This window comes from Spirosoma taeanense (assembly GCF_013127955.1).
In the GTDB taxonomy this organism is placed as follows: Bacteria; Bacteroidota; Bacteroidia; order Cytophagales; family Spirosomataceae; genus Spirosoma; species Spirosoma taeanense.
Genome location: NZ_CP053435.1, coordinates 2,081,349 through 2,104,508, shown reverse-complemented (window position 1 = coordinate 2,104,508; position 23,160 = coordinate 2,081,349). Strand labels below are relative to the sequence as shown.

The following is a 23,160-nucleotide window of genomic DNA, read 5'->3' as shown; positions in this document are numbered from 1 at the left end:
AATTCAGGTATGCATTCAACATAATGCTCAACTCGAAAGTAGTCAACAGGGTTTACTAAATAAAGAAATTTTCGACGAAATAGCGACTTTGGGTGATGAACGGGTTAGTCGGGCGGAAAAGATTCCGTAAAGGCGGTCAGACGGGCTTCCTGTTTACTGGTACGCTGGTGGGCCGGGGTTCGTTGCAGGATAACCCGTATAAAAGCCCGACGACTCCGGAGCGAATCACGGGGCCATCGGGCTCAGGAAAAGAGTTCAGGTAAAGACGACTGCCTACGGATGCGCCATCTGAACGGCTGCGATCTGCCAGCGATTCTCCTGTTTCTTCAGCACGTGCGTAAAGAATGACTGACCAGCTTTTGCGCCGTTCGCGGTACCATACACCACAATGACATTGTCATCCAGGGCTTCTGCGCGGTCAACAGTATGACTCAGGGAGTCTGACGGTGAACTATCACCCGGCTGAGCCTCTCGCCCACTCACCAGCGTTCCATTGGGCATCCGGACTGCCGCTTTATCGGCGACAACAGTTGATAGGGCAGCCGTATCGCTGGCGCTGATCGCTTTAGCATAGGCCACTTCGGTAGCCCGGGCAATCGAGTCAACAGCGGGTTGGGGTAGCGGCCCGCCCCCACGCGGTCTGTCGCCCCGGACAAGATTCTTGCCGGCATTAGCCAGTTTGTCAAACACGGGCAGGTTCGCGGCAATACCGACCGTAAAGACGACGGCTACAATGGCGGGCAGCACAAACTCCCGGCGGATACCGCCCGTCCGGCGTTCCCGGGCATAGGCCGTTAGCGACGACCAGTTATTGACGATATGGAACACGGCAGCAGTGACGAACAGGATACCGAACCAGGCATGGATATGTTCAACAGCATGTGTTCCCTGACCAAAATAAATCAGCAGGCCTGTTATGGCCAGAACCAGAAAAACGAGCGCGACCGAAAGACTGACAAGGTGTTTTGATTTCATAGCAGATAAAAATTGCCCGGCAAGATAGACGAGCAAACGGATTTATACATGGGTTTAGCCTTCTTTCTCAACAGCCTGGCCCTGAAAGTAGGAATCCCTCCCGCAAGTGCAGGAGGGATTACCTTCAACCTATTCTAATTCATCAATTGGGCCACTACTCACTATATCAGTAAGGGTTTATTTCGATCGGGGACGGCCGCCACCACTGTTGCCACCGGCCGGAGTTGTCTGCTGCGGAGCAGCGTCATTACCGCCGTTGTCGCCCCCCTTCATGTCATCGTTCTCGATCGATTTCCGGCGACGCTGCGGCTGGTCGAAGCTCATTTTACCAAGCTTGTGGCTGAAAGTCAGCCGCACCCCGGCATTATAGAAGTTCGTCTGCGAACTCTGCGTCAGGATAGGCGAAGACAGTTCAGCGCGCTGGGTAAAGGGTCGGTTAAAAATATTCTCAGCCGCCAGCCCCAGGCTGGATTTTTTGTTGTTAAACTCTTTCCGCAGCCCCAGGCTATAGAAATACATGGCGCTCTGGTAGCCCTGTAGTTGTATCTGTTTGCCGCGTCCGCCCCCGAAGAGCTGGAAGCCCCAGCCATTGCTCAGCGAAAGGCTGCTCATTACCCGTCCGCCAATCACCCATCCGGAGTTGGAAGCCGAATAGATCGGGCTCGCGTTGTTGTTGGTGAGGCTTACGTGGTACAGATCAAGTCCGCCACCGAGCTGCAGTTTGGAAAACAGGGTTCCGTTTCCGAACAGGTTCAGACCATAGGCATCCTGATGACCAACGTTCTGGTAGCTCGTGCGGATCACCTGCTGCAGTACGGGGTTCGTCGGATCGCCGAACGACTGCTGGGATACGTCCCGAACGGCCGTGATTTCGTTATTCGTCCGGCGGGCAAACAGCGATGCGTTCAGGTAAAGACCCTTGATGTTCGCGCTTGTGCTCAGCTCGATGTTGTCGGTCAGCTCGGGCGACAGGTACGGGTTACCGATGGTAATGTTCGTCGGGTTGGACGCGTTTACGTTCGGGTTCAGGAACTGAATACCCGGCCGCTGAATCCGGCGGTTATAAGCCAGCTTAAGGATTCTGCCATTGCCAATGTTCTTCGAGATATTAATGCTCGGTACGAGGTTACCGTAGTCAGGGATAGACGAAGCCTGCCCGGCCGATTCGTTGCTGAACCGGGCGTTAATGAACGTGTATTCATAGCGGGCACCGGCTTTGATGGTGAATTTACTCTTGGTCGTCAGGGTGTACGACAGATAGGTCGCTGCGATATTCTGATCGTAGAACAGGGTGTTGGCGGGGCGGCTGTTATCAATCTGATACTCGCCTTCGGCTCCGTTGGCAAAGTAATACTGGTATTCGCTGTTCACCTGCCGGAAAATTCCTTTACCACCAAACTCGAACAACTGATTGGTTTTGATGGGGGTCTGGTAATCAACCTGAAGCGTCGATTCCTGGTTATAGCTCAGGTTGTCGTTCCGCTGGCGGGCCGTAATCGTCTCGAAGTCGGCGCCACTCAGAATGTCGGCCACGAAGTTGTTCGTGCGGTTGTTACGGCTGTACAAGGCCATCACACTGAATTCCTTCTGCGGCTTATACGTCTTGGTATATGTTACGTTGGCATCGACCGTACCCGACAGGTCTTTGGTCTGAACGTTCCGGTCGTTATAGATTGGAAAGTAGCTGCTCGGCGAAAACGTCTGGGTAAACAGGTTGTACTGGTTGAAGATCCCGTTGCGGGCACCGTAACGCAGGCTGGCCGTGAGCGAGGTCGTTTTATTGATGTCGTAATCCCAGCCTAACTGATAGTTACCAAACAGGCGCTGACTCAGCGTGCTGGCCGTCTGGATGGTCCGGGTCTGGGTATTGTTCGTTAGTGAAGTGGTTGTCTGGTCGTTCATGAACGAACCCTTTACGTTATACTCGGCTCGACCGAAACCGCCCAGGCTAAAGCCCATCTTCCCCACGCGGTAGTTTCCGTGCAGACCCAGGTTAGACCCCCGGTTACCAACGCCCCCGTTTATGTCGAGCGTAGCGCCCTGCAGGGTAGTTTTCTTAGTGATGATGTTGATGATACCGGCCGAGCCTTCGGCATCGTACTTGGCCGAGGGGCTGGTGATGACCTCAACGGTCTTGATCATGTCGGCTGGAATCTGCTTCAGGGCGTCGGCCACGCTGCTGGCCACGATGGTGGATGGCTTGTTGTTGATCAGCACCCGCACGTTGCTACTGCCCCGCAGGCTGACGTTACCATCCAGGTCGACCGACAGCATCGGTACTTTCCGCAGAATATCGCCGGCATCACCGCCCTTTGACGTAAGATCCTTATCGGCGTTATAGACCAGCCTGTCTACTTTCTCCTCAATCATAGCCGCCTGACCCACCACATTCACCTCGCTCAGCGTCCGCACGTCGGCGCTCAGTTTGATTGTGCCTAAATTAAGATCGGTGCCGCGACCAACGGTAATGACCTGGCTGCGCTTGTCTTTATAGCCGATAAATGAATAAAGGAGCCGGTAATTGCCCGGTGCTAGTCGGGTCAAGGCAAAGCTTCCCTTTGCATCAGCAGTGGTCCCATCAATCGGCTTGTTGGTCGTTGTGTTCAGGAGAGCAATTGTGGCAAATTCAACCGGTTTGTTGGTAGTTGAATCCATCAGGACGCCGGTAACCCGGCCATTTCCACGGGCAATGGGATCAGCTTCGGATGGCGTCGTACCCGCCTGCCCAAATCCACCGCCGGTGGCGCCTGGTGCCCCGGCTGCATTTGGGTTACCCCGCCGTCTGGCGTTACCAGCAGGATTACCAAGGCTATCGGGGGGAGCGCTAACCGGCGCTGTGATGTTGCCTGGAGTAGTTACGGTTGCGCTATTCGGGGAAGAGCCTGCTCCGGCAGGTGTCTGCGCAAAACAGGCGGCTGAACTAAGGATGAGTAACGAAGAGAATAGCGCCTTCATGTGGTCGGTTGTGTTCATGTGTAATAACTTGTCAAAGGTGCGACGACCCGACCGGGCCCGGAAATCAATCTTACTGAATGCCGGTTTTTAGGTGCTGAATGGGGAAAACTGAACGGGGAAATTCGGGGGATGCCGCAGAAAGCTGTATGTTTGAGAAAAGACAGCCGCTGAGCAGGCGGTTATCATTATCCAGAACCAATGACTTATCAGGACGCCTACGACCAACTCACTACGCTGGTAGACGAAATTGAGAACGAGCAGGTACCCCTCGACGAACTGCCCGGAAAAATCCGGCGCGCCACCGAATTGATTACTTTTTGCCAGGAACGGCTACGGGCTGTTGAAACCGAATACCAGGAAGCCATTGAGCGGCTACCCCGCCGATAAAAAGGGAATTTATTAGGCGGTCTTATACGACCTTTGCCAAACCTTGCCTAATTTTATCGCTTGAGGTGTGATTGTGCGTTTTAGGATGTGATGCAAGAAGTACCACCTGCTTACTGCCTGATTGAGCCTACTTTATATGACTTTATTTGCTTCATTCAATGAAATACTGAATCCGGACGTTCTGTCGCGTATTGCTGTGTACGTCGATGAACCCACGGAAAAAACCCACAAAGCCGTCGATGGCCTTGTCTATACGGTCGTTGGCGGTCTGATGAAACGCACGACCACCGAAATTGGCGTTAATCAACTGTATAACCATATTCAGAAAGGCCGTTACGACGGTTCCCTGACGGATAACCTGGCTACCATCCTGCGCGACCCGGCTCTGACGAATACGCTCATTACGCAGGGCAACGACGTTATTAGCCACCTGCTGCCCGCCATGAAAAGCTCCATCGGCACCATGATTTCGGGCTATGCGGGAATTCGAAACTCATCAGCGATTTCGCTGCTGGGCCTGACCACCACCATTGTTCTGCACGTTCTGGGCAAGCAGGTAAAAGAGCGTAAACTGGATGCCGACGGGCTGGCGTCGTCACTTTTTGCCGAGCGCGAAGCGTTTGTGAACGCCGTTCCCGAAGAGTTTATGCCCCGGCTGGTCGAGAAAGTCGGCCTCCAACAAGTTGTCTCCGGTATGGCCGCCCCCGCCCGCCGAGCGGCCGTTGAGTCACCGGTCCGGCCGGTTACGTATGGGGGGGCTCCGGCAGGCCGTTCGGTCGCCACGGCTACCCGCACAGCTGTTAGTTACGAACCGGATACCCTGGATAATGATAACAGTTCGCTGGCCAAATGGGGCGTGGGAGCGCTGCTGGCACTGGTCGTAGCCGCCGGAGGTTACTATATTTATCAGAATACGCGGAACTACTCAGGTGATGCCGAAGAAGTGAACAGCGAGACGCTGATTTCCAACGATACGGCACAGGCGGATACCGTTACCCGTTCGCTGGCCGTACCGGTTGATATGGCCGCCAAAACCACCCCAAAAACAGCCGCGCCCGCCAGTACAACGCCGGGAGCGGCTAATCCGGCTGGCGCTGCCGCGGGTGCTCTGACTCAGCAGCTAACCCCTTATCTGAGCAATCCCGCCCTGCCCAAAGGTCGCGTTTTCCCGCTGCCGGGCGTGTCATTTCTGCCGGGTTCACTTTCGTTAACGCCCGGGTCGCAGGCAACCATTGGCGAGCTGACCACGCTTCTGAAAACCCACCCATCAATGCAGATTCAGCTGATCGGCTATGCGAACGATGCGCAGGGCGGACTGACGAATAAAAGTCTGTCGTTCAAGCGCGTTTACCAGATCAAACAGCAGCTTATGTCTTCGGGGATTGACTTCGTACGGATCGACGCCATCGGGCGCGGCTCGGGCGTGAGCCGCCGAGATACGTCGGGTGTTCCTCGCCCTACGCTCCGCAAAATTGACTTCAAAGTAGTGGTAAAATAGTATTCACGCAGGACCTGAAGAGATGGGGCTATCGGACACAGCTACGCGGCTGACCTATAGCCCCGTCCTTTTGTGCCTCGTCCATTTTTCTCCAAACACTTTCCTAACCGGCCAGTTGAGTAAAGAATCAGTTAATTCATTACTCAACTAGTATGACAACAGACGTCGGAAAAACAGCCCTGATTACGGGCGCATCGAGCGGTATTGGCCGCGAGTTGGCTACGCTATTTGCGAAAGACGGTTATAACCTGGTGCTTGTGGCCCGCAGTGAAGACAAACTGCAGGATATTGCCGACCGATTTAGGCAGCAATTCGGCACTTCGTCCATCACCGTTATCGAAAAAGATCTGTCCGATCCGCAGGCACCGCAGGAAATTTACGACGAGGTTAAGCGCCAGAACATTACCATCAACACGCTGGTCAATAACGCTGGCTTTGGCGAATACGGGAAGTTTGCGACCGAAACCGATCTGCAGAAAGAGCTGAACGTCATCCAGGTCAACCTGACGGCGCTGGTCCACCTGACCAAGCTGTTCCTGAAAGATATGGTCGCCCGCAACGAAGGTAAGATTCTGATGCTCGGCTCCATTGCGTCGATCATGCCGAACCCGATGATGGCCGTCTATGGCGCCACGAAATCGTTCATTTATTCGTTTTCCGAAGCACTGCGCAACGAAGTTAAAGACACTAACATTACGATTACGGTGCTGATGCCGCCCGCTACGGATACCGATTTTTTCAACAAAGCCGGGGCGTCAAACACGGTAGCGCAGGAGCAGGCCCGCTCGATGAGTCCCACCGATGTAGCCAAAGAAGGCTACGACGCCCTGATGAAAGGCAAAGACAAAGCGATTGCGGGCTTCTCGACAAAGGTGCAGGCGGCCGCATTCCGGGTTTTACCCGATTCGGTTGTCAGCCAGGCTGCCCGCGCGCAGATGAAAGACCGGACCGAGGCTGAACAGGAGAAAAATTCATCCTTGCTGGCGCTGGGGATCGGTATTGCAGCCGTCACCCTCGCCGGGCTTGTCGTTGCGGCTATGTATAAAAATACGGATGTAGTTACCCGGGCCAGGTATCGCAATAAAGCCGGGCAAGCCGCAGATTCGGCAAAAGACGCGCTGAACTCGGTTATGGATACGGTGGTCGGCGCCTATCAGAACGGCAAGGCTAAAGTAGAGGAAGCGCTGGCCTGATCCATTCTACAAAAAAACGCGGGATAACTCCATAATGAGTTATCCCGCGTTTTTTTATGTCTATCCGATTCAGCTATTGGGCCTTTCCGGGAAACTTCTCGAAGACCCGGGCAACAGCCTCACTCACCTGGTCGGTGGTAACCCGGCGCTGATTCAGCACACTCGATACGGCGACGTCCCACACGAGCGCGTTACGTTGCGCATCCACTACGTGCAGACTAACGGTTCCCTCCTGGTAAGTTCCTATCGGCACGTCCTGACTTCGCCACGAATACCGTCGCTGACCAATGTACAGCGGAGCTTCATAAATGGTTGTTGGCCGCGTCTGGGTCTTTTCCTTCACAACCGTACCCAGATTAACCAGCAGGTCCGGATTGTCGGTTGTCTGCTGATAGCCCCGCCTGGCCAGTTCATTGGCAACAGCCTGTTTCACCTGCGCGACGGCCGCCTGATACGTATCGCGGGGAGTTGCTTCGATGCGGTTTGTATCCACGAAGGCGAACGTCCGGTACGACGACCAGGTTGCGGAATTATCGGTCTGATTTCGAATGATACGATAGCGCGAGCAACTACCCAGACTGGTAATGACGGCGCCTATAAAAAATGCGATTACTAGTTTCTTCACAACGTTGTAAGGTTTATTAAATAACAAAAAACCGGCCTGATTTGTCCCCCTCGTACGCTAGCCTGCTGAGTAAAGAAACCCCGCGAGCTATACATTGCGCGAAACAACTTCCGGCCGCTGTGGTTCATTACCTATTCACTTACATCTCTAAATTACACTAACGGTATGAACGCAGAAACGGGAAAAACAGCCCTGATTACAGGTGCTTCGAGCGGTATCGGCCAGGAACTTGCCAAACTTTTTGCCCAGGATGGCTACAACCTGGTGCTGGTTGGTCGCAGCGAAGACAAACTCGACCGGCTGTCTGAAGTCTTCAAAAGCAACTACGGCACCCAGCAGATTCTGGTTATCAACAAAGACCTCTCGGAGGAAGACGCTGCTCAGGACATTTATAACCAGGTTCAGGAAGCTGGCATTACGGTGAACGTCCTAGTCAACGACGCCGGCGCCAGTACCTACGGTCTGTTTGCCACTGAAACCAACTGGGAACGCGAAAAGCAGATCATCCACCTGAATGTGCTGACTACAACCCTTTTGACGAAGCTGTTTCTGAAGGATATGGTTGCCCGCAACGAAGGCCGGATTTTACAGCTGGCCTCACTGGTGGCCGTTACGCCTTTCCCGCTGATGGCTGTCTATGCTGCAACGAAGGCTTATATCTGGAATCTGACGCAGTCGCTGATTAATGAGATCAAAGACTCGAACGTTACCATGACAGCCCTGATGCCCAACGCAACGGCAACGAACTTCTTCCGGGAAGCCGGAGCGCCGAAACTGACCGTGGAGGATACAATGGACGATCCGGCTATGGTGGCCAAAGACGCCTACAAGGCCCTCATGAAAGGTGAAGCCAAAGTGATTCCGGGTGGGGTGAGCAACAAAGCGCAGGAAGTGATGGCCTACGTGTCGCCCCAGGAAACGTTAGCCGCCATGATGCGCCGATTGCTTACGCCCAAAGATGAGTCGGGACAGGAAAAAACGCCAGTCTGGACAATCGTCGGCGTTGCGGCCGCGGTCGTAGCCGGCATTGCGCTGGTGTCGGCCTTCAACAACATGGACCCCGTGGATAAAGCCCGATATCGCTATAAGGCCGGCAAGTTAAAATCAAAGGCTACCGGCCTGATCGATGAGGCTGGCGATGCCCTGAGTGAGGCCAAGGACACAGCCGCCGACAAATGGTCGGACCTGGGCCAGATGGCCGGTAGAGCCATTGCCAATGTGTTTGGTTAAACCAACGTACCAATAAATGCGCACTGCCACGACTCAAAAATCGTGGCAGTGCGCATTCAAGCTTAGTGAACCACGGCTAATTGTTATGAAAAACTCATCACTCTGGCGCATTGCCACGGCTGTTTTTGCCGTTGGCAGCATACTCTACACCAGCACATCGAGTATGCGGTCGCGCCGACAGAATCGGGAACAGGTTCAGGACGAGTCTGCCCCGGAATATGATGTGCCGGTTGAGTACCAGAAGGTGTTCGACCAAAACCTAATCATTCCGGCGGGCTGGACGTTTGGCGTTGTCTGGTCAACGGTTTACTCGGGACTGGGCGCGCTGTTGATTCATCAGTTGCTCAGTTCGCAGACCAACAACCCCCGCTATCAGAAGGCCCTGCCCTGGTGGTGGGCCAGTTGGACGCTCAACGCGGTCTTCGGCCGGTTCTTTTCACAGAATGATGCCCAAAGCGTGGTCATTTCAGACCTGACAACCAAACTTAATCTACCCGTAGCGCTGGGCCTGCACCAGAGTCTGGGAATTGGCAAAACCGACGTACCGGCCCCAGAGAAATACCTGCGCATTCCGGTTAGTCTTTACGCTGGCTGGCTTACGGCTGCGACCGTTGTCGGTACGCCGGATACCCTGCTGACGCTGGGCTGGTGGGAACCCAATGAAGAACGCGACGAACCGCTGGCAGCCGGTATTCTCGGTGCCACTGCCGGAGCCGGTTACGTCATCGCCCGCCAGTTGAACGACCCCTGGTATATGGTGCCGTTCGTAGCTGGCTTTGGCGGTATCGCCAGTCGGCAATGGGACCGGCACCCGCTTGTGGGCTGGACAGCCGCCGGGTTAGCTGCAGTTTACGCGGGCCTGCTGGCTTACTGGCTCCCAAAAGGCAAATTCCGCGAGTTCGAACGCTCCGTGGTAGACATAGATGCGGATGCTGTCGTGATGGATTACCAGCCCAATCCGGGCGATGTGTATTCAGGCCGGCAGGCCGCAGTTGACCTGGAACGCGAACGCATGGACCCCATCGAGGCCGAGAGTCTGGATTAAATCGCGAAAGCCGCTCCTTAGGGCGGCTTTTCTTATAGCTTTAATATAGCAATGCATTTTTTACGGCATCAACATGCCGCTCCTAATGGAGCTTTGTTAGATTGAATGGCGATTTTCTATGAACAGATCGCCCCTAGCGGGGCTGAGGTTCCTACCCCAACGTTTTATCCACTGATCATTGACTCCGAACTCCACTACGACAGGATGACACAATTGGCAAACAAATATGCGCTTTCCCGGTCAAAATGTCCGAAATAACCACATGGCTTAGGATTTGTTACTATGTAGGCAGACGTAACAATTGCAACCTAAGCCATGAACTTTAACAATTATACGATCAAAGCGCAGGAGGTCGTGCAGCACGCGGCTCAGATGGCGCAGGGCAATCAGCAGCAGACCGTCGAAACGGGTCACGTGCTGAAGGCCATTCTGGAAGAAGACCCCAATACCGTTGGGTTTCTGGCGAAGAAACTCGGCACGGACATTACCCGCATGACGATGGCTCTGGACGCCATTGTGAATGGCTACCCGAAGGTAGTCGTATCGGGAAACAATCAGCAGGGTATTTATCTTGGCAACGATCTGAACGCAGCTCTCCAGCGTGCGCAGAGCCAGATGAAGGATTTCGGCGATGAATACGTCAGCGTCGAAATGATGCTGCTCGGGCTTGTGGGCGGCAAGGACGCCGTCGCAACCTTATTGAAAGATATTGGATTTACTGAAAAGACGTTAAAAGACGCCATTCGCGAACTGCGTGGCAAAAATAACCCCGTGAAAGACCAAAACGCTGAAGCAACCTACCAATCGCTGGAGCGGTACGGTATTAACCTGAATGAACGCGCCAGTGCGGGCAAGATTGACCCGGTCATTGGACGCGATGAAGAAATCCGGCGGGTGCTCCAGATTCTGAGCCGCCGGACAAAAAACAACCCGATGCTGCTGGGTGAACCCGGCGTCGGTAAAACGGCCATTGTGGAAGGGCTGGCCCAGCGTATCGTGCAGGGCGACGTACCCGAAAACCTGAAGTCGAAGATCATCATGTCGCTCGATATGGGTCTGCTGGTGGCCGGTGCCAAGTACAAAGGTGAATTTGAAGAGCGGCTGAAGGCGGTCATTAAGGAAGTGACCGACTCCGACGGCGAAATCGTGCTCTTCATCGATGAGATTCACACGCTCATCGGCGCGGGCGGTGGTGGCGAGGGCGCTATGGATGCGGCTAACCTGCTCAAACCTGCCCTGGCCCGTGGCGAACTCCATGCCATTGGCGCCACTACGCTGAAAGAGTATCAGAAATACATTGAGAAGGATAAAGCCCTCGAACGCCGGTTTCAGGCCGTTATGGTCGATGAGCCGGACGTACCGGATGCCATCTCCATTTTGCGCGGTATCAAGGAGCGCTACGAGCTGCACCACGGCGTTCGCATCAAGGACGACGCGGTAATTGCCGCTGTCGAGCTATCGAACCGTTACATTTCGGATCGGTTCCTGCCCGACAAAGCCATTGACCTGATGGACGAAGCGGCTGCCAAGCTACGCCTGGAGATCGACTCAGTACCAGAGGAACTCGACGAGCTGAACCGGCGGATTATGCAGCTGGAGATCGAACGGGAGGCTATCCGGCGTGAAAACGATAAGGAAAAAGAAACGCAGCTGAGTCGGCAGATTGCTGACCTCAACGAGCAGCGCACCGAACTGCGAGCCCGCTGGGAAACCGAGAAAGAATCGGTCAACGAAAGCAGGACGCTGAAAGAGCAACTGGACCAGTTACGTATTGAAGCCGAGCAGGCCGAACGGGCGGGTGATTACGGCAAAGTAGCCGAGATTCGTTACGGTCGTATTCCCGAAATTGAGAACCGCCTGAAACAGCTCACTAACGCCGAACAACCCGACGGTGCCGCCGACCGGATGCTGCAGGAGGAAGTAACCTCTGAGGACATTGCGGAGGTGGTAGCCAAGTGGACCGGCATCCCGGTAAGCCGGATGTTGCAGTCGGAGCGCGACAAACTGCTGTTCCTCGAAGCCGAGCTGGGCAAACGCGTAGCGGGTCAGGAGGAAGCTATTGCGGTGGTGTCGGATGCTGTGCGTCGGAGCCGGGCCGGTATGCAGGACCCCAAACGGCCGATTGGTTCGTTCATCTTCCTCGGTACAACGGGCGTGGGTAAAACCGAACTGGCGAAGGCCCTGGCTGAGTTCCTCTTTAACGACGAGAACGCCCTGGTGCGGATCGATATGTCGGAGTATCAGGAGCGTCATGCCGTGAGCCGGCTGATCGGTGCTCCTCCGGGATACGTCGGCTATGACGAAGGTGGTCAGTTGACCGAAGCCGTGCGCCGGAAGCCATACAGCGTGATTCTGCTCGACGAGATTGAGAAGGCGCACCCCGACGTGTTCAACATCCTGTTGCAAGTGCTCGACGATGGCCGTTTGACCGACAACAAAGGCCGGGTTGCCAACTTCAAGAATACGATCATCATCATGACCTCGAACATCGGTTCGCACATCATCCGCGAGCGGTTCGCAGACATCAACGACCGGAACGCCGACCAGATTATTGAGGACACGAAAGAAGAAGTGTTCGAGTTGCTGAAGCAGACCGTACGGCCCGAGTTCCTGAACCGGATTGACGAACTGGTGATGTTCCAGCCGCTGACCAAGCGTGAGGTTCGCAAGATTATGGACATTCAGTTCCGGCAGATTCAGCATCGTCTGGCCGAGCAGGGTATCACCCTCGAAGCCGATACCGAAGTACTCGACTTCATCGCCCGCGAAGGCTTCGACCCGCAGTTTGGTGCTCGTCCGCTGAAGCGCGTCATGCAACGGCGCATCCTTAACGCCCTCTCGAAAGAGATTCTGGCGGGCCGGATTCAAAAGAACGCCATTGTGGGCATGATGCTCAACGAAGACGAAAACGGCAAAGAAGACATCATCTTCTACAACCTCGACAAGGTTGTGCCGGTTTTAGAGTAAGGTAAACGGATAGATAATAAGACGCCCGGCGGCTCTGATGAGTACCGGGCGTTTTGTTTATCGGCGGACATCTATAAATTGATAGAAATTGACGCGTATCCAAACGCGACATGTTGAAGTTTTAGACAAGAAGGTCGTTTCTTTGTTACGTGGCCCTGAAAAACAGAATGTTATCCAACTAATTGCGTAAAAGTTGAAGTTTACAGAGCCGCCAAAACATAAACTGTCGGAGCAGTTTCGGAGAGTCCTTTTCCAGAGGTTGCTGCAGATCTCTATTGTCAACCTGAAGAGATGCGTAACGAATAAGCGAGTGCTGTTTGATCGACACGAACGCTGCCATTGATTAGTTAGCCGAATGAACGCCATGCTCCTATCGCGAAACATATACAAGTCTCTAGACTGGACTTTGCACACAGTCCGGTTTTTCAGACGTCATTTTCTGGTGATCTTCGGCCTGGGACTTGTCGCAGCCCTTGGACGGACTATCCAACTCAAAGCCTTTGGACCAATTAGTCCATCATCGAATGCACTGATTGAAGTCGTCGTAGAATCCGCCCGACTAGCTATATTTTTATATGCCCTGGGGTTGAGCAACGTCAGAAAAGGAACAACCCGATTCATTGAATTTGTGGCAAACAGGCAAAGCCGTAGGCAAAACTGGCAGCTTGGTAGCCGGAAATTGCGCAGAAACTGGCCTGCCCTACTCGGTAACCTGTTTATATTCTCGCTCCTTGCTTTTTTTGTGAATGCCTTCATTAATCATATCGCTTACGAGACCTGCCTGTATATCACCTTAAAAACCCGTCAGCTTATTTCCGGGCAGGCTTCCGAATGGGTGTTGATTCTATTTTTCAAAAACCTGTCTGTTATTCCATTCACGTTAATATTCAGTGCCTTATTTTGGCTTTGGCTGGTCAATCGACTCCCAAAGCCCATAACGTATACCTAAAAACTATATGTTATCCTTAAACCGCACCACTCCCTTCGATGATCGTTTTCTGACGCTGGTAGCAGAACTGAACGCTGACTTACGCAGTCGATATGGTGCTCAGCAGGCGCAGTTCGACCCGCATAACACGCTCCCGGCCGATGCTAGGGCGATTGTCGCTCTCGACGGCGAAACGCCCGTTGGCTGCGGCTGCTATAAAGTACTGGACGAAGCCGATCAAGTTGAGGTAAAACGCATGTACGTTCGGCCCGATTGGCGGAGGATGGGCGTTGCTGCGCAAATCCTGACTGAACTGGAAGCATGGGCCCGCGAAGACGGTTATTCGTTCGCCCGACTGGAACTCGCCGATAAACAGCCCGAGGCCATGGTCCTATACCAGAAATCCGGCTATAAGCGTATCGCCAACTATGGCCCATACGTAAACATAGCCGAAAGTATCTGTATGGAGAAGGCTATTTCTCCATACAGATAACTGAGATCTTTCTGAAAACCTACCGGAAAGCGGCCGAGTACATTTAATAAGTATTTAACTCAATCAGTGGTATACGCTTCTGTTATTATCCTGTATTTACTGGTACGTAATTTCGAAATAGCTGAACGCGGCTGGCGCTGTTCCGTTCTGGAGTAAACCCGGCCGGGGGCTGCGGTCCCAGGGGGGCAGAAAATCGCCGTTGTAATACGCTCCGCGGGTAGGCACTTCTTTCCAATCGCTTCCGCCTTCGCGCCAGTAAAACCGGAGTTGAGCCCCCTGCTCCACCTTCATTTTGAGTTGTACGGGCTCGTTTCCACTTACCTGAGCATCGTCCACAATCAGCCGTTTATCTTTCTTCACCTCCCACACCTGTACCCTATTGTCCTGTACGCCGATACCCACTGATTCACCTGCGTCGCCATACAGCACCAAACCTTTTAGCGATGGGTTGCGGTTGACCACTTCCGTCTGGATCTCATACTTGCCGGTAAGGGGCCGAACGGTTAAAGCGGTTCCAGCCTGATTATCGGCAGTTGTTTGGCCGGACAGCCATAAGCTACCTTGTCGGATAGTAACCTCCGGTTGTGCATGGCGAAAATCCCACTGCCAGTTGTTGGCCAATGGAGCCGCTGAAAATTCGTCCCGGAAACTTTTTCTGTATTCGGCCTTTTCGCCCATGGGCTTAATGGTGGGCCAACCGGTTTGCTTGTTCCAGACGACTTCGCCCAACAGGCCCTGTCGTCCCGTGTACACATTATCCGTTTTGCTATAGGCGTGGTACAAATAAAAATCCTTGCCTTCTGTCGACGTCACGAGGGTACCGTGGCCGGTGCATTTCCAGTCGGTGGTTTCGGAGAGTAGCGGGTTGTCGGCAAACCTCGTGTAAGGGCCTTGCAATGTGGGTGATCTTGCCACTTCCACTTTGTAACTACAACCGCGTCCGCAACAGTTGCCCGGTGAATAGAACAGGTAATAATACGGCCCCTTCTTGACCAGACACTGCCCTTCAAGGCCTTCTTTCCGGTCATCACGCAGCAGCGTAAAGGGTTCGCCTTCCACCTTCAGGCCATCATCAGAAAGTCGGCTGCCCAGAATTTCAATGGGTCGCTTATCCAGCCCGTAGGCTTTCCAGGTGATGTATAACTTGCCCTTTTCTTCAAACACAAAGGGGTCAATGGCTTCCTTGCCAAACTCCAGGAGAATCCCCCGGTCGGTAAAGCCCTTTGCCGGATCGCTGGTGGTCGCTATGCCGATGCAGGAGACACCGTCACTTTTTTTGCGGGCTACGTAATACACATAGTAGGTTCCGTTCCGGTAAAAAAGCTCTGGTGCCCAAAACGAAGCCGCAACCCAGGAAGGCGTTTTTGAAAACACATACCCGAGCTGCCGCCAGTGCAACAGATCGGTGGATTGCAATAACGGATAATGCGGTGCCCATTCCGACGATGTTCCGGTAGCATAATAGGTTTTACCCACACGAATGATCGAGGGATCAGCAAAATCGCCCGGAATCACCGGATTTTCTTTCCGTTGACTGCTATCACTTACCTCCGAGAAAATCCTTTTTTCTGTGCCTGAGACTCCTTTGCTCCCTGTCAGAAAATGGCTTTCTTCCGTATTCCTCAGGTAATAAAAAATCGGGAACGTTACGAGCAGCAGAAGAACTGTTTTCATGTTTTTGATTGTGAGATGACCAGATTGAATGCGGGAGCGGCTGCTATCCGATGAGGCATCGTACTCGACGGACTCGTTTATTATCTAATCGGTGGGCGGTGATTAGAAAAGGCTCATTTCTTCGGGCCCGGCTTGGGAAACACCTGATGCGAATTAGCCCACTGCCGCCACTGGCTTTCCAACTGGCGCACCTTTTCGGGGTGCCGAGCGGCTACGTCCTGCGTTTCGGTTTTATCAGCAGCCAGGTTGAACAGGTGCCAGGTGCTGTCGCGGCTGGCAGACACTAACTTCCAGTCGCCTGACCGGGCGTATCGAGCGCCGAAATGTTCGTTGAACACCGCTTCGTGCCCGACCGACGCTTTCCCCTGAAATGAAGGCACCAGACTGATACCGGTAGTCGGCGTAATAACGTGCCCTTTATATATTCTGGGGTAAGTAGCCCCTGTCAGTTCGACAAACGTGCGTATGAAATCCATTACGTGCCCGACCTGTGGGCTGAAGCTGCCTTTCTTCGCCGTAATGCCATTGGGCCAATAAGCGACCATGGGCGTATGAACGCCCCCTTCGAACGACTCCGCCTTCCAGTACTGATAGGGCGTGTTGGCAACGTTAGCCCAGCGCTGACCAATCGACGCAAAGCTGGTCTGCGGCCCTGGCATAACCTGTTTTTTCAAGTCGTACACGATCGGGCGGCCATCGCGGGTTTCGTTCGGACGGTCGAAGCCGGGGCCATAGGCAGCACAATTTTCGGGGCTTGCCCCATTGTCCGACAGAAAAACGATCAGTGTATTGTCTAACTGGCCGGTTTCGCGCAGGGTGCTGATCATGCGGCCAATCCCCTGATCCATTCGGTCGATCATGGCGGCATGGACGGCCATAGCCCGCGCATCCCACGCTTTGTCGGGGTTATTGGCCCAGGTCAGATTATCCTGCCAGCGCTGGGAGAGCTTGGTTTTTGCCGGATCAATCAGCCCCAGTTTAACTATTTTCTGATACCGGGCTTTACGTATGGCGTCCCAACCCGATTTGTACGTATCCTTATATCTGGCAATATCTTCGGGCAGCGCCATGAGCGGCCAGTGCGGAGCGGTATGCGCCACATACAGAAAAAACGGGGCCGATGATTTCGCAAACGAATTGATATACGCCACGGTCGTGTCGCTGATGGCGTCAGTATGGTAGTAATTCTTCGGAACCTGTTTGACGGGTTTGGTACCGCTGACCAAGCTAAACGGATCGAAGAAATCGACCACGCCCCAGATGTTACCAAAATAGCGATCAAAGCCCCGGCTGGTTGGGTATTGGCTGACGGGCGAAAAATCACCAAAGTCTTTTTTATGGTTCAGCCAGTCCTGTTGATCCCTGGGGTCTTTCTGCACAAGGGTATTGGATACGTGCCACTTCCCCGTCATGGCGGTCTGATACCCCGCCGACTTGAGTACTTCGGCTAACGTAACGGTGTTTTCGGTCAGGTGCCCGCGATAGCCGGGTTCATCTTCGGCGTCGGTCATTTTACCTATGCCCGCCTGCTGGTTATACAGGCCCGTAAGCAGCGACGCCCTGGTAGGACAGCAGCGGGAGGTGTTGTAAAACTGCGTATAACGGATGCCGTTCCGGGCCAGAAAATCAATATTGGGCGTGCGGATCTCACCACCGTAACAGCCTAAATCTGAAAAGCCCATATCATCCGCTATGATAACGATGATATTAGGTCGGCGGTCGGCGCTGGATGATCCGGCCTGTTTGTTTCCGAATGCAACCAGCATCAGGCCGGCCGCCAGGACTAGTACAGAAAGCAATAGAACGAGTAGCCCTTGTTTCATAAACGGCACGGTTAGCTGGCGCAGGTTCGATCATACCGAGTGTTGCCTTCAAACACGAAACCAAATCCGACCTCGTCGGGCATCGGTCTGTTTCAGCAGGTGATACGACGATGCAAGATAGCCCGTTCAGCTACGACGGCAAACGGAAGCGATTGGAAAAAACTACGCTATAAAGGCCGTAAAAGACGGTCCTACACCTGATGCACTTCATGACCAGGCTGGCAACAGTCAGGCTGACTTGTTGTGTTGCGTAACCAGCCGTCTGATAATACCATACTTGTTTCCGTGCTTGCGCTGGGCCTTGTTTAAATGCCGGCAGCATAAACATTCCACTTTTCCACCGGTTCCGGTAAGGCGAAGAGTTGGAGCTATATCTTTGGCGTCCGGACAAAAATCATTCGTATGATAAACCAATTGTTGAAGGCTATAAAAAGGCGGTATTTGGGCCATTAGCTGATTTGCAATAGAAGCTTTCGTTATAAAACGAAATATTCACTTAATATTGTTTAAAAAATTATTATCGAAATACTATTAACCAAAAGAACTATACGGCTTGCTTATACTGACAATAGATAAAGTATACTCAGCAACTACCGGGCCGAAAGCCGTAATTACGCCTGAATTTTAATTGAACTATTCCGATATAATAACTCAATTACCGCGACTTATCAACTGCTGATGATATTCAGCTTTTAGCTGGTGGAGACAATTTAGGCAGAAGCAGTCACCATCGTAGTTCAGCAACGCTTTATCCCGTATATACTGGGTTTCTTCGTGCGTCAGATTTATCTGAAGACAGTCGCATTTAAGAATGGAATTGACTTTACAGATAAACGGCTGGTGGCAGCGGGGACAACCCGCCTGAGTATGTTTGTTCATTGGCGTAACCGATAGCAGTAAGCCGACGATCAGGCGGCTTACTTAGCAAGCGTGAACATCAGCATTTCATAACAAACGTGATTAACCAACCGTTCTAACTAATGCTCCATTGTGTTGCTGCCTGCATCGGGCACAATGTACAGCCAGTCATAGGGTTGGCTGGCAATTCCTGAAAATTGTTTCCAGCGTTTGACGCAGTTGCTGAATAGCCGAATCGGAAAGCCCCTGCAGAGCTGTGCTGCGGTTCTGGGTAATAATTGGGGCTACGTCTTCAAGCAACTGCTGACCCTGCGTAGTTATAGCTCGATTCACCCGCCGACGATCCTGCTGGCTGGCGGTCTGTACCAGCAGGTTCTTTTTTACCAGCAGTTCGATGATGCGGGCAACAGACGCCTGGTCTTTGAATACTCGTTCGCCAATTTCAAGCTGCCCCAGCGCGGGAGCTTCCCGAATCACATTCAGCACCAGCCATTGATCGATGGTGATGTCGATGCCGGCCCGGTCGATGTTTGCCTGCGCAAATTGCCGGTACTGCTTGATCGTTTTGTCGAGTACATAAAAAATGATAGTGTTCAGCATGAGGCTCCCGCGAAAATAAATGGCTTCCGCAAGTTTAGCCAAACCCGAACAATTATCGGCAGGGCTGCTTAGTAACAGCCCCGTTTGTCATCTATCCAGTCGGTACAGGGCATTAATACGACGATCAACTTAAAACACTGCACCACCAGAACACAAAGATTGCCGGTAACGCAGAGGACCTAGTCCGTGCTGCTTACGAAACAGTTTTCCGAATGCCTGAGCTTCATCAAAGCCGCAGGCCAGTGCCACCTCGCCAATGGGCATGGGGCTGAACCGGAGCAGATCGCCCGCTTTCTGCAGGCGTAGCCGAAGCACATACTGATAAGGCGACTCACCGAATGCGGCTTTGAAGCTGCGCAGGAAATGGTAGTCCGATAGGCAGGCGACGGCCGCCATGTCACTCAGGCAAATGGCTTCCGAAAAGTTGTCGTGTATAAACTCTTTCGCCAGCAGCAGCCGCCGGTATAGCTCCTGACGAGTGGTTGGTTTCAGCGCCGGCAAGCGGGTCAACGGCGGATGCTCCTGTTGCTGCAGGTGCATAGCCCCTTCGTAGCACAGATTCTCGGTCAGGTCATTGGTAACTAACTGACTCGTTGAAGTCTGCCCGGCTGAGGTATTGGTTGCGTTATTAAGATGCGCCTGATTGGGCGGACACGGCCCTGACACCGACCCCTCCACCTGGCGGGAGACGTAAGAGTTTGTAAGCAATGACATAATAGTTAGCAAGAAAGTAGCACTGACCTCTACGTGATGGGACTACCTTGCACCCATCCACCTAAAGGTTGTTTTTAGTTGCCGTTCGTTGCATGGACAGCCCTAAAACGTAATTTAATTGATGATATATCATATAATTTTTCAAAATGCTCATGAATCGCCCTTTCCCTGCTTTTATTTCATTGACTATGTTGCTCATAGGTCTGGTTTCCGGCCTGACCAGTTATGCTCAAATTCAGGGAACAGTACAGGCTGAAGGTGGGCAGGCGGTTGACTTCGCCACCGTTACGCTGCATCGGGCAAGTGATTCGGTGGTGGTTAAAACAGAATTCTCCGATGCTCAGGGCGCGTTTCAGATGCCGCTTCCGCCAGCAGGTCGCTACCGGATTGCGGCCTCGCAGGTTGGATATGCACGGGCCTGGACAGACGTTATTACGTTGACCACCGAAACCGTCAGGCTGCCGACACTAATACTTCGTCCCAGCCAGAATACGACCCTCAACGAGGTAAACGTAGTCGGTCAGAAACCGCTGTATGAACGACTGGCCGACCGCACGGTTGTGAACGTAGAAGGCAGTTCACTGACGGCCGGCAACACGTCCCTCGACATCCTGGCCCGCGCCCCCGGCGTCACCGTCGACAACAACGACAATCTGGCGCTGCGCGGTCGGCAGAACGTCCTGGTGCTGATCAATGGCCGACGCCAGCCCATGACCGGCACCGAACTGGCAGACTACCTGCGCGCCCTGCCCGCCGACCAGCTCAAAAGCATCGAGCTGATTACGAACCCACCCGCGAAATATGACGCACAAGGCACAGCGGGCATCATTGCCATTACCCTCCGGAAAGATCAGCGACTGGGCACTAACGGTACGCTGCAGACCAGCTACGGCCGCAGTCAGTACGGCAAGTACACGGCGGGGGCTACGTTTAACAATCGACAAAAGGGGCTGAACCTGTTCGGCTCCTATAACTACTCGAACCGGAACGGCATTGCCATGCTCGATATTCACCGCGACTTCTACGCGGTCGGTCCTAACCGGCAGCAGACGCTCACCGGCAGCAGTGATCAGATCAACCGGATGCGGATTGGCTCCATTGCCCATACGACGCGGGCCGGATTTGATTATAACCTTTCGAAACGAACCGTACTGGGAGCCGTGGTCAATGGGCAGCAGAGCCGCCTACCCGGACAGGTGGGACTGAATCAAACGACTCTTTACGATGCAATGGGTCGACCGACCGATGTGTATAACGCCAGCAACAGGCGGAATTACGTCTCGCCCAACGGGGCCGTCAATCTAAACTTCAAACACACCTTTGCCGATTCAACCAACAGCCCCGAACTCACCGCCGACGCCGACTATGCCCGTTACCGCACGAGCCGTCTGCAGGAGTTGAGTACGGAATATGTACTGACGGGCCGCACGAGTAACGTCCTGATTGGGGATCAGCAGGGCGATTTGAGTATTTTGTCGACCAAGGCAGATTACGTGCGTCCACTGGCTCATCAGAGCCGTCTGGAAGCCGGGGCTAAGTTCAGCCGGGTATCGTCGGATAACGACGTGGTCTTCAAACTGACCGAAGGCCAATCGACCATCATTGACCGCAACCGTACCAACCGGTTTCTCTATGACGAAACCATCACGGCGGCTTACCTGAACTGGAGCCGTACCTTATCGAAAACAAGCCTTCAGATTGGCCTGCGGGCCGAGCAAACCCTGGCCCGCGGACGGCAGACGGTGGGCGACAGCAGTTTCACCCGCCACTATACGCAGCTTTTCCCCAGTGCAGCCATCAAACAAACGCTGAATAAGACCCACGAGCTGAACCTCACCCTGAGCCGCCGGATTAACCGCCCTTCGTATAACCAGCTCAACCCGTTTCGGATCATTATCGACCCCACCACAGCAGGCTCCGGCAATCCGAACCTGCGCCCCGAAACCAGCTACAACCTCGAACTGACACATACGTTCAAAGGCACGTTCAGCACCGGCCTGAGCTACAGCCGAACGACGCTGCCGATGATTGGGGTTGTGCAGCCCGAAACCGACTCAACTGTCATCTCCACCAACGTTAACCTCGATCGGCAGGATTATTACGCACTCACGCTCACAATTCCGCTGCAACCGGCCAAATGGTGGCAGATGTACAACAACGCGGTTTTCTACTACAGTCATTTTGTGGGCAACCTGGCCGGAACGGCGCTCAACAAAGGGCGGCCAGCCTTCAATTTCAGCAGCAACCATACCTTTACGTTCGGCAAAGGCTGGACGGGCGAAGTAAACGGCAGTTTCCAGTCGGGTGAGCAGTACGGCTTCCTGCGGGTGCGCCCCAACGGGCAGGTGACGGTGGGTATGCAGAAATCGTTGCTGGAACGTAAAGGCACGCTGCGGCTTAATGCATCGGATATCTTCTTTACGCGCAAAGTGCGGGCCGTATCGTCGTATGATAACTACGTAGAACGGTTCTACCAGCGGCAGGATTCGCGGGTCGTTACGTTGTCCTTCTCCTACCGCTTCGGCAATGATAAGGTCGCGCCCACCCGCCGACGTACCGGCGGAGCTGAAGATGAAAAACGCCGGGCGGGCTAAACTGCCTTCCAGAAAACGTTACGTAAAGAGCACCATACCTGAAACAGACAAATCGATTTTACCATAGACTACCAGTAGCCAGTCGAAAATAGAAATTCGACGCGATTTCATCCTGAAAAAGCTGCGCCCGGATTCTGCTGGCGCAGCTTTTTTGTGAAACGCCTTTAGCACCAACCAGCATCCTTCCGGATTTGATAGTGTTATCCATTTCCTACGCGAATCCAACGCTAAGGCTATTCGTAAAATCAAATTTTCAGCCCTCACCTTTCTTCACTTGCTTTGCTTCTTAACTTGTTCATCGGCTCGACTTCTACCCTACTCATTATCGACGAAGAAGCCCGACTGCGGCAGCTACTGGCCCGGATTCTCCAGCTCGAAGGCTATAACGTGCTCGAAGCCGAAAACGCCCGATTAGACCTTAAACTCCTTGAACGTGAGGCCGTTCACGTGGTCATCAGCGACGTGAAGCTGCCCGACAGGAACGGCATCGAACAAAGGGCCTGGCCATGAAGATTGTCTAAAGCAGCTGAATATAGTGCTGGACGCGTTGAAATAATGACAAAGCAGTAAGGTCTGTGAGACCGCACCGGTGTATTAAGCA

General features: G+C 53.4%; 19 protein-coding genes. 11 read left to right on the top strand and 8 right to left on the bottom strand.

Annotation, left to right across the window (positions count from 1 at the left end; genetic code table 11):
• The first annotated feature begins 95 nt into the window (after positions 1-95).
• Positions 96-263, top strand: coding sequence for a hypothetical protein (locus HNV11_RS08910; protein WP_171739328.1), 168 nt, complete (start codon positions 96-98; stop codon positions 261-263).
• 10 nt (positions 264-273) lie between these two features.
• Here the strand turns inward: HNV11_RS08910 and HNV11_RS08905 are convergent, their stop codons facing one another.
• Together HNV11_RS08905 and HNV11_RS08900 are read right to left on the bottom strand one after the other, a co-directional pair.
• The gene (locus tag HNV11_RS08905) at positions 274-975 is read right to left on the bottom strand and encodes a DUF4405 domain-containing protein (protein ID WP_171739327.1); all 702 of its coding nucleotides are present in this window, start codon (positions 973-975) and stop codon (positions 274-276) included.
• A 177-nt stretch (positions 976-1,152) separates the two neighbouring features.
• On the bottom strand, positions 1,153-3,948 hold the full coding sequence (locus HNV11_RS08900; RefSeq protein WP_394353878.1) for a TonB-dependent receptor domain-containing protein: 2,796 nt from the start codon (positions 3,946-3,948) through the stop codon (positions 1,153-1,155).
• Between the two features lie 180 nt (positions 3,949-4,128).
• Between HNV11_RS08900 and xseB the strand changes: the two genes are divergently transcribed.
• The 3 genes from xseB (at position 4,129) to HNV11_RS08885 (ending at position 7,008) form a co-directional block, all read left to right on the top strand.
• Positions 4,129-4,317: an exodeoxyribonuclease VII small subunit gene (xseB, locus tag HNV11_RS08895; RefSeq protein WP_171739326.1), complete on the top strand. Its 189-nt coding sequence runs from the start codon at positions 4,129-4,131 to the stop codon at positions 4,315-4,317.
• A 136-nt stretch (positions 4,318-4,453) separates the two neighbouring features.
• Positions 4,454-5,815 carry a DUF937 domain-containing protein gene (locus HNV11_RS08890; protein ID WP_171739325.1) on the top strand — a complete coding sequence of 454 codons (1,362 nt, stop codon included), beginning with the start codon at positions 4,454-4,456 and terminating at the stop codon, positions 5,813-5,815.
• Positions 5,816-5,967: 152 nt separating this feature from the next.
• Positions 5,968-7,008, top strand: coding sequence for an SDR family NAD(P)-dependent oxidoreductase (locus HNV11_RS08885; protein ID WP_171739324.1), 1,041 nt, complete (start codon positions 5,968-5,970; stop codon positions 7,006-7,008).
• Positions 7,009-7,081: 73 nt separating this feature from the next.
• Here the strand turns inward: HNV11_RS08885 and HNV11_RS08880 are convergent, their stop codons facing one another.
• Positions 7,082-7,633, bottom strand: coding sequence for a DUF4136 domain-containing protein (locus tag HNV11_RS08880; RefSeq protein WP_240163871.1), 552 nt, complete (start codon positions 7,631-7,633; stop codon positions 7,082-7,084).
• A gap of 165 nt (positions 7,634-7,798) precedes the next feature.
• On the opposite strand from HNV11_RS08880, the gene HNV11_RS08875 reads away from it, so the two are divergent.
• The 5 genes from HNV11_RS08875 to HNV11_RS08855 all read left to right on the top strand — a co-directional run bounded on the left by HNV11_RS08875 (position 7,799) and on the right by HNV11_RS08855 (position 14,296).
• A complete protein-coding gene (locus HNV11_RS08875; protein WP_171739323.1) occupies positions 7,799-8,863 on the top strand; it encodes an SDR family NAD(P)-dependent oxidoreductase in 1,065 nt (354 codons plus the stop codon).
• A gap of 85 nt (positions 8,864-8,948) precedes the next feature.
• On the top strand, positions 8,949-9,908 hold the full coding sequence (locus tag HNV11_RS08870; RefSeq protein WP_171739322.1) for a tryptophan-rich sensory protein: 960 nt from the start codon (positions 8,949-8,951) through the stop codon (positions 9,906-9,908).
• Positions 9,909-10,223: 315 nt separating this feature from the next.
• The gene (clpB, locus tag HNV11_RS08865) at positions 10,224-12,875 is read left to right on the top strand and encodes an ATP-dependent chaperone ClpB (protein ID WP_171739321.1); all 2,652 of its coding nucleotides are present in this window, start codon (positions 10,224-10,226) and stop codon (positions 12,873-12,875) included.
• Positions 12,876-13,230: 355 nt separating this feature from the next.
• Positions 13,231-13,824: a hypothetical protein gene (locus HNV11_RS08860; protein WP_240163868.1), complete on the top strand. Its 594-nt coding sequence runs from the start codon at positions 13,231-13,233 to the stop codon at positions 13,822-13,824.
• A gap of 7 nt (positions 13,825-13,831) precedes the next feature.
• Positions 13,832-14,296, top strand: coding sequence for a GNAT family N-acetyltransferase (locus tag HNV11_RS08855; RefSeq protein WP_171739320.1), 465 nt, complete (start codon positions 13,832-13,834; stop codon positions 14,294-14,296).
• A gap of 96 nt (positions 14,297-14,392) precedes the next feature.
• Here the strand turns inward: HNV11_RS08855 and HNV11_RS08850 are convergent, their stop codons facing one another.
• The 5 genes from HNV11_RS08850 to HNV11_RS08830 all read right to left on the bottom strand — a co-directional run bounded on the left by HNV11_RS08850 (position 14,393) and on the right by HNV11_RS08830 (position 19,965).
• On the bottom strand, positions 14,393-15,970 hold the full coding sequence (locus HNV11_RS08850; protein WP_171739319.1) for a family 43 glycosylhydrolase: 1,578 nt from the start codon (positions 15,968-15,970) through the stop codon (positions 14,393-14,395).
• Between the two features lie 113 nt (positions 15,971-16,083).
• A complete protein-coding gene (locus HNV11_RS08845) occupies positions 16,084-17,793 on the bottom strand; it encodes an arylsulfatase (protein ID WP_171739318.1) in 1,710 nt (569 codons plus the stop codon).
• A 651-nt stretch (positions 17,794-18,444) separates the two neighbouring features.
• Positions 18,445-18,672, bottom strand: coding sequence for a cysteine-rich CWC family protein (locus HNV11_RS08840; RefSeq protein WP_171739317.1), 228 nt, complete (start codon positions 18,670-18,672; stop codon positions 18,445-18,447).
• Between the two features lie 147 nt (positions 18,673-18,819).
• The gene (locus HNV11_RS08835; protein WP_171739316.1) at positions 18,820-19,251 is read right to left on the bottom strand and encodes a MarR family winged helix-turn-helix transcriptional regulator; all 432 of its coding nucleotides are present in this window, start codon (positions 19,249-19,251) and stop codon (positions 18,820-18,822) included.
• Positions 19,252-19,380: 129 nt separating this feature from the next.
• Positions 19,381-19,965, bottom strand: coding sequence for a helix-turn-helix domain-containing protein (locus HNV11_RS08830; RefSeq protein ID WP_171739315.1), 585 nt, complete (start codon positions 19,963-19,965; stop codon positions 19,381-19,383).
• Positions 19,966-20,153: 188 nt separating this feature from the next.
• Between HNV11_RS08830 and HNV11_RS08825 the strand changes: the two genes are divergently transcribed.
• Together HNV11_RS08825 and HNV11_RS08820 are read left to right on the top strand one after the other, a co-directional pair.
• Positions 20,154-22,559: a TonB-dependent receptor gene (locus HNV11_RS08825; RefSeq protein ID WP_171739314.1), complete on the top strand. Its 2,406-nt coding sequence runs from the start codon at positions 20,154-20,156 to the stop codon at positions 22,557-22,559.
• A gap of 279 nt (positions 22,560-22,838) precedes the next feature.
• Positions 22,839-23,069 carry a response regulator gene (locus HNV11_RS08820; RefSeq protein WP_240163866.1) on the top strand — a complete coding sequence of 77 codons (231 nt, stop codon included), beginning with the start codon at positions 22,839-22,841 and terminating at the stop codon, positions 23,067-23,069.
• Positions 23,070-23,160: the final 91 nt, after the last annotated feature.

Coding starts and splice junctions, on each gene's coding strand:
- HNV11_RS08910 (WP_171739328.1), top strand. CDS start 96: ATGAACGGGTTAGTCGGGCGGAAAAGATTCCGTAAAGGCGGTCAGACG.
- HNV11_RS08905 (WP_171739327.1), bottom strand. CDS start 975: ATGAAATCAAAACACCTTGTCAGTCTTTCGGTCGCGCTCGTTTTTCTG.
- HNV11_RS08900 (WP_394353878.1), bottom strand. CDS start 3,948: ATGAACACAACCGACCACATGAAGGCGCTATTCTCTTCGTTACTCATC.
- xseB (WP_171739326.1), top strand. CDS start 4,129: ATGACTTATCAGGACGCCTACGACCAACTCACTACGCTGGTAGACGAA.
- HNV11_RS08890 (WP_171739325.1), top strand. CDS start 4,454: ATGACTTTATTTGCTTCATTCAATGAAATACTGAATCCGGACGTTCTG.
- HNV11_RS08885 (WP_171739324.1), top strand. CDS start 5,968: ATGACAACAGACGTCGGAAAAACAGCCCTGATTACGGGCGCATCGAGC.
- HNV11_RS08875 (WP_171739323.1), top strand. CDS start 7,799: ATGAACGCAGAAACGGGAAAAACAGCCCTGATTACAGGTGCTTCGAGC.
- HNV11_RS08870 (WP_171739322.1), top strand. CDS start 8,949: ATGAAAAACTCATCACTCTGGCGCATTGCCACGGCTGTTTTTGCCGTT.
- clpB (WP_171739321.1), top strand. CDS start 10,224: ATGAACTTTAACAATTATACGATCAAAGCGCAGGAGGTCGTGCAGCAC.
- HNV11_RS08860 (WP_240163868.1), top strand. CDS start 13,231: ATGAACGCCATGCTCCTATCGCGAAACATATACAAGTCTCTAGACTGG.
- HNV11_RS08855 (WP_171739320.1), top strand. CDS start 13,832: ATGTTATCCTTAAACCGCACCACTCCCTTCGATGATCGTTTTCTGACG.
- HNV11_RS08850 (WP_171739319.1), bottom strand. CDS start 15,970: ATGAAAACAGTTCTTCTGCTGCTCGTAACGTTCCCGATTTTTTATTAC.
- HNV11_RS08845 (WP_171739318.1), bottom strand. CDS start 17,793: ATGAAACAAGGGCTACTCGTTCTATTGCTTTCTGTACTAGTCCTGGCG.
- HNV11_RS08840 (WP_171739317.1), bottom strand. CDS start 18,672: ATGAACAAACATACTCAGGCGGGTTGTCCCCGCTGCCACCAGCCGTTT.
- HNV11_RS08835 (WP_171739316.1), bottom strand. CDS start 19,251: ATGCTGAACACTATCATTTTTTATGTACTCGACAAAACGATCAAGCAG.
- HNV11_RS08830 (WP_171739315.1), bottom strand. CDS start 19,965: ATGTCATTGCTTACAAACTCTTACGTCTCCCGCCAGGTGGAGGGGTCG.
- HNV11_RS08825 (WP_171739314.1), top strand. CDS start 20,154: ATGTTGCTCATAGGTCTGGTTTCCGGCCTGACCAGTTATGCTCAAATT.